General features: G+C 40.3%; 19 protein-coding genes. 11 read left to right on the top strand and 8 right to left on the bottom strand.

What is annotated here, in order from left to right:
- Complete coding sequence (locus tag VRUMOI_RS06565) at positions 1-570, top strand: YceI family protein (protein ID WP_089138250.1); 570 nt, start codon at positions 1-3, stop codon at positions 568-570.
- 88 nt (positions 571-658) lie between these two features.
- Here the strand turns inward: VRUMOI_RS06565 and nadE are convergent, their stop codons facing one another.
- Positions 659-1,489: an ammonia-dependent NAD(+) synthetase gene (nadE, locus tag VRUMOI_RS06570; RefSeq protein WP_089138240.1), complete on the bottom strand. Its 831-nt coding sequence runs from the start codon at positions 1,487-1,489 to the stop codon at positions 659-661.
- A gap of 352 nt (positions 1,490-1,841) precedes the next feature.
- On the opposite strand from nadE, the gene VRUMOI_RS06575 reads away from it, so the two are divergent.
- Entirely contained in the window at positions 1,842-2,369 is a 528-nt protein-coding gene (locus VRUMOI_RS06575; RefSeq protein ID WP_089138238.1) for a nicotinate-nicotinamide nucleotide adenylyltransferase, read from the top strand.
- A gap of 14 nt (positions 2,370-2,383) precedes the next feature.
- Here VRUMOI_RS06575 and VRUMOI_RS06580 read toward each other — a convergent pair whose 3' ends face one another.
- Positions 2,384-2,995, bottom strand: a complete 612-nt coding sequence (locus tag VRUMOI_RS06580) for a cupin domain-containing protein (RefSeq protein ID WP_089138237.1) — start codon at positions 2,993-2,995, stop codon at positions 2,384-2,386.
- Positions 2,996-3,262: 267 nt separating this feature from the next.
- Here VRUMOI_RS06580 and VRUMOI_RS06585 point away from each other — a divergent pair, with 267 nt between their 5' ends.
- Entirely contained in the window at positions 3,263-4,378 is a 1,116-nt protein-coding gene (locus VRUMOI_RS06585) for a 1-acyl-sn-glycerol-3-phosphate acyltransferase (RefSeq protein WP_089138236.1), read from the top strand.
- A gap of 112 nt (positions 4,379-4,490) precedes the next feature.
- Here VRUMOI_RS06585 and VRUMOI_RS06590 read toward each other — a convergent pair whose 3' ends face one another.
- Together VRUMOI_RS06590 and VRUMOI_RS06595 are read right to left on the bottom strand one after the other, a co-directional pair.
- Positions 4,491-4,805: a DUF406 family protein gene (locus tag VRUMOI_RS06590; protein ID WP_089138235.1), complete on the bottom strand. Its 315-nt coding sequence runs from the start codon at positions 4,803-4,805 to the stop codon at positions 4,491-4,493.
- Between the two features lie 348 nt (positions 4,806-5,153).
- Positions 5,154-5,942: a M48 family metallopeptidase gene (locus VRUMOI_RS06595; RefSeq protein ID WP_089138249.1), complete on the bottom strand. Its 789-nt coding sequence runs from the start codon at positions 5,940-5,942 to the stop codon at positions 5,154-5,156.
- Positions 5,943-6,157: 215 nt separating this feature from the next.
- Here VRUMOI_RS06595 and VRUMOI_RS06600 point away from each other — a divergent pair, with 215 nt between their 5' ends.
- The 5 genes from VRUMOI_RS06600 to VRUMOI_RS06620 all read left to right on the top strand — a co-directional run bounded on the left by VRUMOI_RS06600 (position 6,158) and on the right by VRUMOI_RS06620 (position 9,534).
- Positions 6,158-6,577, top strand: coding sequence for a hotdog fold thioesterase (locus VRUMOI_RS06600; protein WP_089138234.1), 420 nt, complete (start codon positions 6,158-6,160; stop codon positions 6,575-6,577).
- Complete coding sequence (locus tag VRUMOI_RS06605; RefSeq protein ID WP_089138233.1) at positions 6,574-6,807, top strand: DUF3389 family protein; 234 nt, start codon at positions 6,574-6,576, stop codon at positions 6,805-6,807. The genes VRUMOI_RS06600 and VRUMOI_RS06605 overlap by 4 nt, the downstream gene beginning before the upstream one ends.
- Positions 6,808-6,941: 134 nt before the next feature.
- On the top strand, positions 6,942-8,639 hold the full coding sequence (locus tag VRUMOI_RS06610; RefSeq protein WP_089138232.1) for an SgrR family transcriptional regulator: 1,698 nt from the start codon (positions 6,942-6,944) through the stop codon (positions 8,637-8,639).
- A gap of 30 nt (positions 8,640-8,669) precedes the next feature.
- A complete protein-coding gene (gene cutA, locus VRUMOI_RS06615) occupies positions 8,670-8,999 on the top strand; it encodes a divalent-cation tolerance protein CutA (RefSeq protein ID WP_089138231.1) in 330 nt (109 codons plus the stop codon).
- Positions 9,000-9,060: 61 nt separating this feature from the next.
- Positions 9,061-9,534, top strand: coding sequence for a LabA-like NYN domain-containing protein (locus VRUMOI_RS06620; protein WP_089138230.1), 474 nt, complete (start codon positions 9,061-9,063; stop codon positions 9,532-9,534).
- Here VRUMOI_RS06620 and VRUMOI_RS06625 read toward each other — a convergent pair.
- Entirely contained in the window at positions 9,526-9,711 is a 186-nt protein-coding gene (locus VRUMOI_RS06625) for a DUF2986 domain-containing protein (RefSeq protein ID WP_089138229.1), read from the bottom strand. The genes VRUMOI_RS06620 and VRUMOI_RS06625 overlap by 9 nt on opposite strands.
- 175 nt (positions 9,712-9,886) lie before the next feature.
- On the opposite strand from VRUMOI_RS06625, the gene queD reads away from it, so the two are divergent.
- The gene (queD, locus tag VRUMOI_RS06630) at positions 9,887-10,252 is read left to right on the top strand and encodes a 6-carboxytetrahydropterin synthase QueD (RefSeq protein ID WP_089138228.1); all 366 of its coding nucleotides are present in this window, start codon (positions 9,887-9,889) and stop codon (positions 10,250-10,252) included.
- Between the two features lie 11 nt (positions 10,253-10,263).
- Entirely contained in the window at positions 10,264-10,932 is a 669-nt protein-coding gene (queE, locus tag VRUMOI_RS06635) for a 7-carboxy-7-deazaguanine synthase QueE (RefSeq protein ID WP_089138227.1), read from the top strand.
- An 85-nt stretch (positions 10,933-11,017) separates the two neighbouring features.
- On the opposite strand, the gene VRUMOI_RS06640 is transcribed toward queE, so the two are convergent.
- Positions 11,018-12,178, bottom strand: coding sequence for an MFS transporter (locus tag VRUMOI_RS06640; protein ID WP_089138226.1), 1,161 nt, complete (start codon positions 12,176-12,178; stop codon positions 11,018-11,020).
- 212 nt (positions 12,179-12,390) lie between these two features.
- Positions 12,391-12,825, bottom strand: coding sequence for a thioredoxin TrxC (gene trxC, locus VRUMOI_RS06645; RefSeq protein ID WP_089138225.1), 435 nt, complete (start codon positions 12,823-12,825; stop codon positions 12,391-12,393).
- Positions 12,826-12,994: 169 nt separating this feature from the next.
- On the opposite strand from trxC, the gene VRUMOI_RS06650 reads away from it, so the two are divergent.
- Positions 12,995-14,086 carry a ketoacyl-ACP synthase III gene (locus tag VRUMOI_RS06650; protein WP_089138224.1) on the top strand — a complete coding sequence of 364 codons (1,092 nt, stop codon included), beginning with the start codon at positions 12,995-12,997 and terminating at the stop codon, positions 14,084-14,086.
- A 57-nt stretch (positions 14,087-14,143) separates the two neighbouring features.
- On the opposite strand, the gene VRUMOI_RS06655 is transcribed toward VRUMOI_RS06650, so the two are convergent.
- Positions 14,144-15,790: an FAD-dependent oxidoreductase gene (locus VRUMOI_RS06655; protein ID WP_089138223.1), complete on the bottom strand. Its 1,647-nt coding sequence runs from the start codon at positions 15,788-15,790 to the stop codon at positions 14,144-14,146.
- Between the last annotated feature and the right edge of the window lie 18 nt (positions 15,791-15,808).

Consider the following 15,808-nt stretch of genomic DNA (forward strand, 5'->3'; position numbering starts at 1 on the left):
ATGAAAAAGTGGCTAACAACCGCAGGCCTTTGTGCCACAATGGTATTGCCAATGGGCGTAATGGCTGCTGATTATAAAATTGATACTAAAGGGGCTCATGCTTCGGTTAACTTTCGAGTCAGCCATTTAGGATACAGTTTTACACAAGGTCGTTTTAACGATTTTGAAGGTACTTTTTCTTATGATCCAGCGAACGTAGAAGCTTCAAAAGTCAATGTAGTAGTGAATACGGGAAGTATTGATTCAAATCAGGCTGATCGTGATAAACACATTCGCAGTGATGACTTTTTGGATGTGAGTAAATATCCAAAAGCGACATTTACTAGCACCAAAGTCACCGATAAAGGTGATGGAAAATTAGTGGTCGATGGTAATTTAGAACTACACGGTAAAACGGTGCCGGTAAGTATCAATGCAGAATTTATTGGCGCAGGTAAAGACCCATGGGGCGGTGAGCGTGCAGGCTTTAAAGGTACTACTCGTCTAGAAGTAAAAGACTTTGGAATTCAAGAAATGGCAGGGGCAAGCTACGTTGATCTAGACCTTTACGTTGAAGGCATTAAACAATAAGTAATAAGCGTTAATCATCTTCGATAAATTAGAAAGGCTCACTGCATGGTGAGCCTTTTTTATATAAAGTGGTGAACCCCGTTACTTATCAGTCGTAAATGGTTGGGATCGGCTGACGCTTATGTTGCGTTGCTTTATAAATGCCCACCAAGCGGTCAGTCACTTCTTGAGGTACAGGTTTGCCTTCTAAGAAGTCATCAATTTGGTCATAAGTTAAGTTCAATGCTTCTTCATCGGCTTTTTGTGGAGCAAGTTCTTCCAGATCAGCGGTTGGTACTTTTTTAACTAAAATATCTGGCGCACCTAACTCTGCGGCAACTTGGCGTAGTTGGCGTTTATTTAACCCAAAGAGAGGGGCAAGATCACAAGCACCATCACCAAACTTAGTATAGAAACCCGTAATATTCTCTGCAGAGTGATCCGTACCTAGAACCAACCCTCCAACGTAACCTGCCACCTGGTATTGAGCAACCATGCGCGCACGAGCTTTAACATTACCTTTAACAAAGTCTAATTTAGCGAGATCTGTAGGTAATAAACCGGTTCCATTTAATGCTTCATGGCTAGCCGCATTTAGGCCATCAACACCCGCTTTAATGTTGACTGAAATAGAGTGGGTTGGTTGAATAAAAGACAATGCAATTTGTGCTTCATCTTCATCTTGTTGCTCCCCATAAGGCAAGCGAACAGCAATAAATTGGTAATCGTTAGACTGAGTTTCGTTGTTAAGTTCATCTACCGCTAACTGTGCTAGACGACCACAGGTGGTTGAGTCAACACCGCCGCTAATACCAAGAATTAGAGACTTACAACCAGCTTGTTGTAATTTGTTTTTAATAAATGAAACTCGACGAGTAATTTCAAATTGAGCATCGATAGAGGGTAATACGTGCATTTCTTGGCGAATGAGTTGCTCCATGAGAATTCCTTATTGTGCAGCAAAAAATGTGGTCTACCGAAGTAACGTCAAGGTGCAGATTTCATCAAGAATAAAACAAACTTTAGGTAAGACAGATAATGGTCGTGTGATTCTATTTCTGTTCAATATAAACCCGGATAAAGTTTTGCACTTCTTTGGCTGCTTCCTCTTGACGTTAGTTAGGTATCGTTTAATTCTGTGATTCTAATCATATAACTAAATTACCTTTTGATGCGAGTCTAAACAGCAATTGATATTTGTATTTTTATTAAAAACAAACATCTCGTTTATCTGACTCATCATCAATGTTAATCTTGCTTTAGTTTCTTATCACTCTAGGAATGTCATTTAAGTGAACATTGCAATTTTTGGCAGCGCGTTTAATCCACCCAGTTTTGGGCATAAAAGTGTTCTAGAAAGACTTCAACATTTTGATTTGGTGTTACTCGTGCCGAGTATTGCTCACGCATGGGGAAAAGACATGATTGCCTATACCCATCGTTGCAAGATGGTTGAAGCTTTTATTGCTGATATAGGATTGGATAACGTGCAGATGAGTAATATTGAAGAATCAATTTTACAGCCAAGTGATAAACATCAAGCTCAGTCCGTGACGACCTTTGCCGTCATGACAGCGCTACAAGAAGTCTATCCACACAGCCAACTTACATTTATACTTGGCCCAGATAATTTTTTAAATTTTTCAAAGTTCTACAAAGCGGATGAAATAACCACAAAATGGTCGGTATTAGCTTGCCCAGAAACATTACCGATTCGTAGCACCCAAATAAGACAGCGTCTTGCCAGCCATCAAGCTATTGATGATCTGACAACTCCCTCTGTCGCGACCTATATTAAACAAAACCGACTTTATTGCTGAGCACAAAAAGAGCGCTAACGATTCAGTGTTTGATTGGCAATCGCAAGGCACAATTGCTCTGCTTGCTGAGCATTGGCAGAAAAAATTTCATCGATAATACGTTCCGCTTTGATACCAGAGGAACGTAACTTAAACGCTTGTCTTACTTTCAACGCCATTTGCAGTGACGTTTTATCTATATTTGAACACTTATCCGCTTGGTCTAAAGTCATTACTGATTCGTCTAACAGCGGTGAAAGCTTCTCAAGTTCAAAATCGACCACGTCTAACCACTTTTTCTGTTCATGATTATTAGGAGTAAATGGTGAATCACTCAGTTTCTCCAACAATGCATTGAGCAGTGAAGATGGCTGAACTAAACCAGCATGATGCGGATAATTTTTGCTTGAACGTACCGAAACTTCGACTTCTATAAATGTACAATTAGGGAAGTAAGTTAGGGCCGTTAGGCAATCCAAAGGCAGCCAAAAAGCATCACCAGCATTGATTACATATTCCTGCTTTCCTAGACGTACAGTAGCAAAACCGCTTAAAACCGAAATCAATTTGTGCTTTATCGTTTTTTTACGTGCAGTGGTATGTAGAAAAGGATATTGATAGGTATGGTGAGCAATTAAATAGTTCATGAGTCATATTTTAGCGATGAAAATTCAGCGCTACGATAACGCTTTCTACTCGCTATTCCAATCATTTTAATATCAATAACATCATCACAATTATTGTTTTAGCTCAATGAATCACAGTGTTTTGTTAAAGTTGAACATTCGTCTATTCACTAATTTAATGAATTCATGTACTTTACGCATCCAATTGGCTTTGCGTTGAGATTGTTCCTGTCTATTTGGTTCATATCATCGTAAAATTACGTGTTTATTCATAACTGCAGTAAATTAATGAGCATTGATAACGATCCATACAAAGAAATTCGTCCTTATAATGATGATGAAATCCCAGCCGCTCTTGAGCGTTTAATTAATGATGACAGCTTCATTAATGCCATCATCAAATATCGTTTTTCTCATAAACCTGCTTGGTTCAAAAAGCTGGTCTCTCCTGCGATAAAAGTATATCTAAAAATCAAATGGTCGAAGCTAAAAACCGTTGATGATATCCAACGTGAAGTTGAGCTCTACATGGGATCAACACTGAATAAAACAACGAATGGCGTAACTTATTCTGGATTAGAAAAGCTCGACCCTGAACAAGCCTACCTGTTTGTTTCTAACCACCGTGACATCGCAATGGATCCAGCGTTAGTCAACTGGGGCCTTTATAATAATGGGCACCAAACGGTCCGTATCGCGATTGGTGATAACTTATTAAAAATGCCTTGTGCAACTGAGATGATGAAGTTAAATAAAAGCTTTATCGTAAAACGCTCAATTAAAGCACCACGTGAAATGATGAAAGCGTTAGGCTTGCTATCGTCTTATATTAAACATTCATTAGACACCAAAAACTCTATTTGGATTGCTCAGCGTGAAGGCCGAGCAAAAGACGGCAATGACATGACAGAGCCAGCTATTTTAAAAATGTTTCATGTAGAAGGGCGTCGTCAAAAGATTCCATTTCCTGACTACATTAAATCACTGAAAATAGTGCCAGTTTCGATTTCATACGAAAATGATCCGTGTGATCTTGATAAAGCCAAAGAACTCTATGAAATAGAAGTTAATGGCAAATATGAAAAGACAGAGTTTGAAGATATTGCCAGTATTGTAAAAGGCATTATTGGTGAAAAAGGGCGAGTCCATGTCAGCTTTGGTGATGTGATCACAGGTGATTTTGAAACTCCTGATGAATTGGCGATAGAACTAGATCGCCAAATTCATTCGTTATACCGTTTATACCCTGTAAACTTGTTGGCGGCAGGCAAGCAAAGCGATGCGATCACTGAAGAAGTTGAAACTCATTTTGCGAAAAAATTGAAAGCATTATCCCCAGGCGCTCAGAAAAAACTCGTGGCAATGTATGCAAACCCCGTCGCGAAGAAAGCCGAAATAGAGTAGTCGGGAACTCGACATCAATAATGAGAACATAAAAAAAGCAACTGAGTTAATCAGTTGCTTTTTTATTACAAACTACTTTTAAAGTTGGCCAAATAATATAAGTGTAAGTCTATTAACGATTCAAAGAACGGCTTTGAAGTTCAAAAATTAACTTTTCAGCACTACATTCAAATTTAATACGAGCAGTGAGTTGATTTGCATCTTCCGCAACATCTTCAATTTCACTTTCGTAGTTTGGATTTACACGCTCAGCAAGTTGAAGATAAGGTTGAAGTTGAGCGATTAACAGCTCTTTACCTTGAGCTAAAATGGTCACTTCAGCAACATCGTCACCTTCTTTAATGAAAAATCCCATTTCAGCACTACAGCCACAAGCTTCGCATACTTCATTTTCTGCGCTTACTTCTAACTCTACTTCTGTTGTCATATGTTTATCCTCGTACAAAAACTGTGGGTACTTTACGCCTGATTTTAGATTAAAACCAGAAAAAAGCATTGAGCTAAAACAAATCAAATTGTTTTATATAAACTCAAATATCGGATAGGTCGCTCTTGATTTTGACAAGGTTGAAAAAAGGGTAAGCCAATTGACTTACCCTTAGGGGGATGCTGCAAGCGAAGTGACACCCGTTCTCCCATTATTGGGAGTTATTGTTTATTCACTATAGCAATAAATTTATGCTCTGCTGTCGCCATGAGTATTATTTTTGGCGGAGTTCTAAATAATCAAAGAGACCGATGTAATGACGTATTTTGTCATTGCATTGATATCAACCTATGCCTGGCAATTAGGGGTTGGAGTTGTATATTGTGGTAAATGTTTTATTTCCTTGGTTAAGTCTTGTATGCGAGTGCTGTGTGATGGGTGAGTGGACAATAATTCTGGCGGTTGATTGCCACCTGATGCCTTCGCCATATTTTTCCATAATTGAACGCTTTGTTGGGGATTAAAGCCCGCTTTAGCCATTAAATCGATCCCCATAATATCCGCTTCGGTTTCTTGAGTTCGTCCATAAGGCAAATTAATGCCGTATTCGACACCTAAGCCTAACGCGCTCATCGCCATTTCTTTATATTCCGTCCCCGCTAACGCAAAATCGCTGACTTGCAGACCCGTGTTGGTTATTTGGCTGCGTGACATTCTTTCATTACCATGATTGGCTAATACGTGAGCCACTTCATGGCCTAAAACGGTTGCGAGTTGATCTTGATTGGTCGCCACTTTCAATAATCCGGTATACACACCAATTTTACCGCCAGGTAGTGCAAATGCATTGACTTGGTCGGAATTAAATACCACCACTTCCCATTGGTCGAAGCTTGATTGTTTTGGCACTTGGTTTGTGATTGCGTTTGCCACACAAGTCACATAGGCATTCACCTTAGCATCATTGCTGACTTTCTCATTTTGTTTCATTTGTTCAAAAGATTGAGCGCCTAGTTGTGACATTTCACTGTCTGAAAATAAGATCACTTGGCTTCTTCCTGTTGGGGAGGAAGTACAAGCCGATAATCCCAGCACGAACAATCCACCTAAAGTGAAAGTCTTTAATTTCGGCGACATTCTCATCATAACCATTCCTTGATCCCTAATTGGTAATAGTAAGTTAACTTTAAAACACATTATCTGAAGCTGCAATTTACGTTATGAACGTTAAAACTGTAATCAAGATAAAGAATCCTCGGTATATTGAGAAGTGAAATCTTGCACTTAGTTATTGATAAGAATATTGTTAATGGCTGCTACCAATAACTTCATTAACAACAGTAGGGATCAACATGATTTGGAAAAAAGACGTGACTTTAGAGCGTTTAAATGCAACTTCACGCAATACATTAATGGAGCATCTAAACATAGAGTATGTGGAGATCACGGATAATAGCATTTCAGCCACCATGCCGGTTTCAAGCATTACTCACCAACCAATGGGCTTATTACACGGTGGCGCATCTGTCGTATTAGCGGAAACATTAGGTTCATTGGCTGCGAATATGTGTGTGGATGAGAATTCCTATTGTGTTGGTTTAGACATTAATGCCAACCATATTCGAGCTAAACGTAGCGGGGTTGTCACTGGAAAAACTTGGCCAATTCATATCGGTGTTTCAACTCAAGTGTGGCAAATTGAGATTGTTGATGAAGAACAGCGCTTACTGTGCACTAGCCGAATTACTATGGCGGTTAAAAATAGAAAATGATCATCGAATTCTCGCAAGGAAAAATCATAGCCAATCAACACGAGATTGTGGTGCGTTTGAGCCAAATTGCGAATGTGAGTATGCAGTGCCAAATTGAGGCTTTACAACTTATTGGACGAGGTGCCAATGTCATCACAGCGTATGATATGCAATGTCAGTGGTCGATTAAATTAGATTCTGAGCAACAATTACAACAACTCGCGGATTTTCTTTGCTTACCTATTCAATAAGTTGTTTATAACAAAAGGGGAATATTTCGCCTTCGTATTAAGTCTAAAAGTCGTGGTGACCACAAGATTTATCGCTTTAAAGCTGATAAAGTAGGAAATATTTTCTAACTGGTAAAATATAGAGTTTCCCCTTTATGAGTAGCCCACGATTAAGAACACAATTTGAGCGATTATTTGAACATTTTCAAGGTGAAGATTGCGCCATTCAATTAGAAGAACTCACCGACATATTGTGTTGTACTCGCCGAAATACTCGTATTGTCCTAAACAAACTGGCGGAAGAAGGCTGGATAGAATGGATGCCTGCCGCGGGGCGAGGTAAGTTATCACGCCTAATCTTTAAGCGAAATAAAATTGATGTTAGTGAGAATCTTGCTAAACGGTATTTAGAAGAAGGTAAGATTGAACATGCATTGTCTGTTTTAGATAATGATCCGGCACGCTTAACTCAAGTCTTCCAAGGCTACTTAGGTTTTAGTCATTTAGAAGGGCAGCAAGTCATCCGTTTGCCTTATTACCGCCAACTCACCACCCTGAACCCTTTGAAGCCGACTCGACGATCTGAACAACATATCATTCGACAAATCTTCAGTGGTTTAACCCAACTTGATGAACAAGAACAAGTACAACCAGACTTAGCTCATCACTGGGAAATGCTATCGCCAACCCATTGGCGTTTTTATCTACGTTCGGGGGTTCGCTTTCATAACGGCGATCGCTTAACCATGAGTGATGTGGTTGAGAGCATGAATCGTTTAAAAGAATTAGCCTTGTTCGAGCATATTGAGAATGTGATTTCGCCCTCCAACAACACGCTCGATATTCATTTAACGGATGCCGATTATTACTTGCCTTTATTGCTGACGGAAACGCCGGCAAAAATATTACAGTCAGATATTGTCGATCATAATAAATTTGACTTAATCCCCAACGGTACAGGTCCATATCGAGTCACCAGAAATGACTCGGCGCGTTTAGTACTAGAAGCCTTTGATCATTACTTTGGTTTTCGCCCGTTAATCGAGCGTGTTGAAGTCTGGGTGATTGATGAAGCACACTCATCAATGGTGTATCCGAGTTTAACTCATCCTAATAAGCCAGCAGAAGGTCAATTTACCGATGTTGAACTGGATCCCGGTTGTACATATTTATTGCTTAATCGACGCTCTGGTATCGCAAAAAATGATGGTTGGGCCAACTACTTAGCACAAAAACTGAATCCATTTAGTTTGCTACGTGGGATCCCAGATCAAAAAGTGATTGAGTTAGGCTTACTGCATGCTCATGGATTAAAGCCAGGTTGGCATCATAGTGGGATCTTGCAACCAGATCTCACACCGCCAGCGACAGAAGAAAATATAAAACAACAAGTGACCGTTGCCTATCACGGAATGCATCCATTATTTTCTCATGTGATCCAGTCAATGAAAGCGCTACTTAAAGAAGATGGCATCAGTTTAAAAACCATTAAATATGATTTAACCGTTGAAAACCCCGATGAAATCGATATCTGGTTGAAACCTATGGGGCTTGCAAACAATCGCAAAGATGCCTTAATCGGTTGGCTGCTAGGTTATAGCGACATTGATCTCATGAGCTCTAGTGAAAACTTTTCCAGATGGAAACAAATGGTCTCCGATTGGCGTTCACAGCCGAATCAAACGTTCCCAGCTAAAGAATTGGCCAAACAATTAGTACAAACCCAACAATTAATTCCGATGTTTCACTGCTGGCTAGGCGTCAGTCAAGAGCAGTGCGGCTCATTACAAAATGCTACTTGCAATGCTTTAGGTTGGTTTGATTTCAGTCAGGTATGGGTAAAACCAGAGTAAGCCTCTACACTAAATGAGAAGGAGTGAATTATGGACACACACCAAGAAGGCTATGCGATCGTTTTATCCACTACGAATGATGAAGAGTGCCAACAAGCCATTATTGGAGCATTACTCAAGGCAAAACTAGCTGCCTGTATCCAAGTGATGCCGATAACTAGCTATTACCAATGGCATGGAGAAATTAATAATGACCAAGAATCACTTTTGATCATTAAAATTTTGCACCGTCATTATAAAGAAGTCGAAAGAATGATTTTAGCCCATCATACTTACCAAGTTCCGCAAGTGGTTATGCTACCTATCGAAACCGGTTATCACGAATATTTACAATGGATTCAAACTAGCAGTCACTCATAAGACTGAAAACAGTTTCTAAGCCCATCTTATTTTTGGGCCATTACTTTTTATTTGGAATTTTATGCAAACGGTATCCATATTAGTCGATGTTCAAAACATCTATTACACCACACGAGACAAATATCATCGCCACTTTGATTACAATGCCTTTTGGGCCCAGGTCATGAAAGATCGCACTTTAGTCAACGCTTACGCTTACGCTATTGCTAGAAGTGATGATAAGCAAAAGCAATTTCATAATATTTTAAGAGGCATAGGCTTTGAGGTTAAACTTAAGCCGTTTATCCAAAGGCAAGATGGGTCAGCAAAAGGGGATTGGGATGTTGGGATTGCGCTTGATGCGATGGAATTAGCCGAAACTTCTGACGTGATTGTCATTGCATCAGGTGATGGTGATTTTGATTTGTTAGCAAAGCGTATTCAAAGCCGCTATGGGAAAGTTGTTGAAGTGTATGGTGTACCGGGTTTAACGGCGAATTCTCTTATTGAAGCCGCCGATCGATACCAACCGATTGAAGATAGCCTATTACTCTAATTCGGCTTGTTCTGGTTGTTGAACATCATCGGTAGAGGCTTGCGTTTGAGCCTCTTCTTCCATGCGAGCTCGTTCTGCCTTAGAAATATACTTCGGCTTATTGGTTTTATGCATTTTGGCATTCTGCTGCTTTAAGCGCTTCTTTAAAATCGAATTGATTTTTTTCTTACGGTTCATAACCAGTCTCTGCAATGAAGTGGGTGCGCATCATATCAAACGCTAACTTTAATACTAGCTTAAGCTTCATATTTTTTAGTTGCAGATTTACCATCGAATTTATCAATATTCGCTTTTCATTCAAGAGCCACTTCTATATATTCGTATCCCATTTTAATCAAGACGCGGAATTGCTATGACTTGCGAGATATATAAAGACTTCATTTTTGAAGCAGCGCACCATTTACCGAATGTACCAGAAGGGCATAAATGTGGACGTTTGCACGGTCATTCTTTCTTTGTTCGTTTATACATTCAAGGCGAAGTAGATCCAACAACTGGCTGGATCATCGATTTTGGTGATGTGAAGAAGATTTTTGCTCCTATCTATGATCAACTTGACCATTATTACCTGAATGATATTCCTGGTTTAGAGAACCCAACGAGTGAAGTTTTAGCGAAATGGATCTGGGAAAAAGTCAAACCGCTTTTACCTCAACTAAGCAAAGTTGAAATCAAAGAAACCTGCACAGCAGGCTGCATATACCGCGGTCAAGAATAAAGGCGAGCCTTGTGTATAAGATCAATGAAATCTTTGAAACCATTCAAGGTGAAGGCTATTTTACTGGTGTACCTTCAGTTTTTATTCGCCTGCAAGTTTGTCCTGTCGGTTGCTCATGGTGTGATACTAAGCAGACTTGGACAGCCGAGGAAGCCCATCAAATAACACTCGGTGATATTATTATCAAACAAGGGGATAGCCCAACGTGGAGCCCTGCGAGTGTTGACGATATTGTGGCCATGTATCAACAACAAAGCTACACAGCGAAGCACATCGTTATCACAGGCGGTGAGCCTTGTATCTATGATTTACAGCCACTCACAGCAGCATTGGAAGCACTCGGTTGCCAATGTCAGATAGAAACGAGTGGTACATCAGAAGTATTATGTTCAGATAATACATGGGTGACAGTGTCACCTAAGATAGCAATGAAAGGTAAACTTGATGTGCTTGATTCTGCATTGCAACGCGCCAATGAAATCAAACACCCAGTAGGGACGCAAAAAGATATTGATCAACTTGATGCGCTACTGATTCGTGCAAATTGTGAGTCGAAAGCCAATATTGCCTTACAACCTATCAGTCAGAAGCCAAGAGCCACTGAACTGTGCATGGAAACCTGTATTAAACGTAATTGGCGTTTATCTATCCAAACACATAAATATCTGAATATCGCTTAAACGCCTGATATCTGATTTTGTTCGAAAGACAAAAAAGCGCCTCACTTCTTTTGAAATGAGGCGCTTTTATTGATAGGAAGAAAGGTTATTCACCCGCGACCATACGTGATTTTCGCTTGATGCTCATAGCAAACATATACAAAGAGGTTGCTAATAAAATCACAAATAGGAAGCCAATTAACCCTTCTGGATTGTTCATCCAATGCTGAGCTGCAATAGGGCCAACAACAGAGCCAATACTGTAAGCCAATAACATTACTTGAGTGGCAGAGACAATATAACGCTCTTCTAAACCATCACAGCCTAAGCTAATCGCTAACGGGTAAATCGAGAATGTTGCCATCCCCAGCAATACCAAGCAAATTGCTAGAACAACCAAACTTGAACTTAACGTGGTTAATCCAATAGCAAAAACACCTAATAGACAAAACAATCCCATCAACATTTTTTTGCCCACGAACTGGCTTGACCAAGAGACGATAGGCTGAACTAACATTGCGCCCATCACAAGCAGAGCCATCAAGCTGCCAATTTTCGCAGTGGAAACATGACGATCATGCAGTTCTAAAGGCATTAGCCCATAAATTGAACCAATCAATAAACCAGACACCATACAACCAATTAACGCTGCTTTTTTCATTTTCAGAACTTGCTTCAAGCTCAGTGCTGAATGTGTTTCAGTCTGAGGTTGCTGACAACGTCCAAAGCAAAGCAACAGAGTGGCTACCATTAATAATGACAAAATAACCACAAATGGCCACTCACTATTAAGGTCAAAAACACTAATACCAAGCTGACCTAACGTTGCACCACCATAAAGTGACGCCATGTATAGACCTAATCGCTTAGCTCGGCTTTTTTCATCACCAATAAGTAGCCATGATTCAACGACCACGAAGATACCTGCAACGGCAATCCCCGCAATGAAACGCGCAAATAGCCAAGATTCAAAAGCAGGTACAATCGGCATAATCACAATCGTTAATGAAAATAGCACCAAGAAGAAGATAAAAGCGTTCTTATGTCCTACTTTGGCTACAATTGGTTCGATAAACATCGCGCCTAATAGTAAGCCTGCATAAAAAGCGCTCGCTAACCAACTCGCAGCATCCGTGCTTAAACCATATTGACCCAACATCAATGGGATCAAACTCATCAAATAACCTGAAGCAACTGCATATAAAGATAGCGCTGCAACAGGAATGAAAAATGAAGGTTTTGATGAAGTCAAAGCTACGTCGTTCACCGCATACTCCGCAAGGTTAGTATTTAAAAATTAATGAAATTAAGAGGGGTTTTCGCGGCGAATATGAGGCTTGGTTCACAAGATGTAAAATGAGTTTTTTTTGATTTAACGATAAAATAATTTGATTGAAGCTGAGGGGCTTTATTTTAGATGGAAAGTGGCTTAATACTCGGGATATCAAGCCAGTTTAAGTTGATTTTTCTATTTGTAATTTATTTTATTAAAGCTTGGTTTAACCATTGAGTAAACTGTCCTTTTGGCAAGGCGCCATTAATTGAATCTACTCTTTTTCCGCCTTTGAACACCATAATAGTAGGAATACTACGAATTTGATACATAGCTGCAATGCTTTGTTGTGTTTCAGTATCGACTTTTAAGAATCTTGCCTGACCCAACATTTCCGCCGCTGTATCTTCAAATACCGGAGCAAAGCCAACACATGGATTACACCACGGAGCCCAAAAATCAATCACGACCGGTTGTTCACTTTCTAACAGCGCGTCCAGATTTTCACTCGTTGCTGTGACAGGTTTCCCATCAAATAAAAATGACTGGCAACGGCCACAAGTGGCTTTATCAGACACACGAGATAAAGGCACCTTATTTTTACCTTGGCAATGTGGGCAAGCGGTTATAAATGATGTCATGAAGTACCTCTTTAAGAACATTCTCTAATATTTATAAAAATGTGACTAGCTGTTTATAAAACGGTTAGTAAGGAAACGCTTAACGTATAAGTTTTCAAGCAATTATCGTATAATGTTTGCAAGTTTGAAATAAACAAAAATAAAACAATAAAATTGATAGGGTATTTTTATGGCTAACGTTTACGCAGAAATTACAGGGTGGGGTAAATGTCTACCACCAGCGGTTTTGACTAATGACGATTTAAGTACATTTTTAGAAACCTCTGACGAATGGATCCGCTCTCGTACGGGCATTGAAAGTCGCCGCATTAGCCATGTAGAGACATCTGACCTTGCGACCGTTGCTGCAAAAAATGCCATGCAAGCAGCAGGCATCAACGCAAATGAAATCGATTGTATTATTGTGGCAACTTGCTCACCAGATACCTTGATTCCCAATATTGCCTCTAAAGTACAAATCAATTTAGGTATTCAAGTTGCCGCTGCTTTCGATTTAAATGCAGCGTGTACAGGTTTTCTATATGGCTTAGAAACCGCCACTCGCTTACTTCAAGCGGGTAATTATCGTCATGCGCTTGTTATCGGTGCGGAGCATTTATCTTTTTATCTAGATTGGACGCAACGTGATACTGCGGTCTTGTTTGGTGATGGTGCTGGGGCGGTTGTACTTAGCCGCCGTGAACAAGACCAACCGGTTGGTCTATTAGAAGCTTCTTTAGGCTGTGATCCTGCGGGGCGTGATATCTTGGCAATACCGAAGTTTGGTACCGCCATGGATCGCTTTTCCGACGATGCGGCGCACTGGAGCTTTGACTTTGTCGGTAAAGACATCTTCAAACGTGCAGTAAAAGGCATGAGTGCAGCCACTCAAAATGTACTTGAACGTTCCAACTTAAGCAAAGAAGAAATTGATTGTGTCGTTCCTCATCAAGCCAATATTCGTATAATCCAAACCTTGTGTGATTTTGCCGGTATTTCTCAAGATAAAGCCTTCGTCAACATCCAGAAATATGGCAACACTTCTGCCGCAACAATACCCATTGCTTTGTGTGAAGCCGTTGAGCAGGGCTTTGTGAAACCCAATATGAATATCCTTGTGGCGGCGTTCGGTGCTGGCTTAACGTGGGGCGCGGGTATGATCAAGTGGGGCGATAGAGTCACGCCACTCGAAGCACAAACTGCGGAGCTAGAGCCGTGTGAAAAAACCGCGCTGCAATTGTTAGAAGAAGCCATTAAACACTGCCAATCTTACAATCAATAATCCGTGTTGAAATAGACATATAAAAATGGCCACTTCAGAAGAAGTGGCCATTTTTTGTTAACACATAGCGTGTCGGTAAGTTCGGTAACCACCGATTAAATTTCTGGCTTGATAACCGTTATTGACCAATTGTCGATAGGCTACGTTACCGCGTAACCCAACTTGGCAATATACAATGATCTCTTTGTCTTTTGGTAACTCATTCATGCGTTGGCGCAGCTGATCGACCGGAATATTGATCGCTCCTGCAATAAAACCAACGCTTTCAAGCTCATTGGGGTTACGAACATCAACCAGAATTTGATCATCGGTTAAATGATCAATCTCATCATAATGGATAGCGGTAGCATCGCCATTTATTATGTTATTTGCGACAAAAGCGGCTTGGTTTATCACATCTTTTGCACTGCCATAAGGAGGAGCATAGGTCAGTTCAAGATGTTGTAACTGTTCGACCGTCATACCTGCACGTTGTGCCACGGCGAGTACATCAATACGTTTATCTACGCCATCTTTACCAACAGCTTGAGCTCCCAAAATCTTACCTGAGGTAGGAGAATAAATAAGTTTCAACGAAACCGTTTCGGCGCCGGGATAGTAGCTAGCATGGCTTGCTGTATGTACATAAACTTTTTGATACTCAATTGAGTCTTTTTTAAGTTGCTTTTCATTTTTACCAACCGATGCAACCGCGAGATCGAACACTTTACATATTGCCGTACCTTGGGTGGATTGATAAGACTCATTTCGACCAAATATATTATCTGCCGCCATTCTGCCTTGGCGATTTGCAGGACCAGCAAGTGGAACAAGACCTGGCTTGCCAGTGACGAAATCACTATCTTCAATCGCATCACCCACAGCATAAATAAACGGATCATTGGTTTGCATGTATTCATTCACCGCAATACCACCAAGTTCACCAAGGTCTAAATCGGCATTAACGGCTAATTGAGTTTCAGGGCGAACCCCTATCGCCATAATCAATAAACCCGTGTCTACCTTTTCATCATTGCTTAAGCTCAATCGCAATGTTTTATCATCTAACTGTTCAACGGCTTTTAACGCCACACCTAGACGTAAATCAACACCTTTAGACTTAATTTCCTGATGAACAAAACCGGCCATTTCTTTATCCACCGGAGTCATTACTTGTTCAGCCATTTCCAATAACGTTGTTTTAATTCCAAGCTGGTGGAACGCTTCCATCATTTCTAACCCAATGAAGCCACCGCCAACAACCGTTGCATGCTGCGGTTTATTCTTTTCAAGTGTATGAATAATCTTATCCATATCTGGAATATTACGTAAAGAATGGGTGAGTGGATTATCTATCCCTGCAATAGGAGGAACGATAGGAGCGGCCCCCGGACTCAGCAATAAGAAATCATAGCTTTCGGTGTATTGAACATTATCAATCAAGTTTTTGACCGTGAGTGTTTTATTATGACGATCTATCGTAAGCACTTCGTTCATCACGCGAACATCAACATTAAACCGCGATAAGAAGCTTTCAGGCGTTTGTAATAAAAGCTTATCCCTAGCTTGGATATCACCGCCAATATGATAAGGAAGACCACAATTAGCAAATGAAACAAAAGGGCCACGCTCAAACATTATAATTTCAGCATCTTCACTTAAACGCCTTGCTCTTGCCGCAGCAGAAGCGCCACCTGCAACACCACCAACAATTAAAATTTTCATGTTAACCTCAAACCTTAT

The sequence above is a fragment of the Vibrio rumoiensis genome (assembly GCF_002218045.2).
Taxonomy (GTDB): domain Bacteria; phylum Pseudomonadota; class Gammaproteobacteria; order Enterobacterales; family Vibrionaceae; genus Vibrio; species Vibrio rumoiensis.

What these genes read in the sequence shown, in the direction of transcription:
- VRUMOI_RS06595 (WP_089138249.1), bottom strand. Translation starts at nt 5,942, where the DNA reads ATGTCGCCGAAATTAAAGACTTTCACTTTAGGTGGATTGTTCGTGCTG.
- cutA (WP_089138231.1), top strand. Translation starts at nt 8,670, where the DNA reads ATGGACACACACCAAGAAGGCTATGCGATCGTTTTATCCACTACGAAT.
- VRUMOI_RS06655 (WP_089138223.1), bottom strand. Translation starts at nt 15,790, where the DNA reads ATGAAAATTTTAATTGTTGGTGGTGTTGCAGGTGGCGCTTCTGCTGCG.
- VRUMOI_RS06610 (WP_089138232.1), top strand. Translation starts at nt 6,942, where the DNA reads ATGAGTAGCCCACGATTAAGAACACAATTTGAGCGATTATTTGAACAT.
- VRUMOI_RS06625 (WP_089138229.1), bottom strand. Translation starts at nt 9,711, where the DNA reads ATGAACCGTAAGAAAAAAATCAATTCGATTTTAAAGAAGCGCTTAAAG.
- VRUMOI_RS06590 (WP_089138235.1), bottom strand. Translation starts at nt 4,805, where the DNA reads ATGACAACAGAAGTAGAGTTAGAAGTAAGCGCAGAAAATGAAGTATGC.
- trxC (WP_089138225.1), bottom strand. Translation starts at nt 12,825, where the DNA reads ATGACATCATTTATAACCGCTTGCCCACATTGCCAAGGTAAAAATAAG.
- VRUMOI_RS06565 (WP_089138250.1), top strand. Translation starts at nt 1, where the DNA reads ATGAAAAAGTGGCTAACAACCGCAGGCCTTTGTGCCACAATGGTATTG.
- VRUMOI_RS06650 (WP_089138224.1), top strand. Translation starts at nt 12,995, where the DNA reads ATGGCTAACGTTTACGCAGAAATTACAGGGTGGGGTAAATGTCTACCA.
- VRUMOI_RS06580 (WP_089138237.1), bottom strand. Translation starts at nt 2,995, where the DNA reads ATGAACTATTTAATTGCTCACCATACCTATCAATATCCTTTTCTACAT.
- VRUMOI_RS06605 (WP_089138233.1), top strand. Translation starts at nt 6,574, where the DNA reads ATGATCATCGAATTCTCGCAAGGAAAAATCATAGCCAATCAACACGAG.
- nadE (WP_089138240.1), bottom strand. Translation starts at nt 1,489, where the DNA reads ATGGAGCAACTCATTCGCCAAGAAATGCACGTATTACCCTCTATCGAT.
- VRUMOI_RS06620 (WP_089138230.1), top strand. Translation starts at nt 9,061, where the DNA reads ATGCAAACGGTATCCATATTAGTCGATGTTCAAAACATCTATTACACC.
- VRUMOI_RS06585 (WP_089138236.1), top strand. Translation starts at nt 3,263, where the DNA reads ATGAGCATTGATAACGATCCATACAAAGAAATTCGTCCTTATAATGAT.
- queD (WP_089138228.1), top strand. Translation starts at nt 9,887, where the DNA reads ATGACTTGCGAGATATATAAAGACTTCATTTTTGAAGCAGCGCACCAT.
- VRUMOI_RS06600 (WP_089138234.1), top strand. Translation starts at nt 6,158, where the DNA reads ATGATTTGGAAAAAAGACGTGACTTTAGAGCGTTTAAATGCAACTTCA.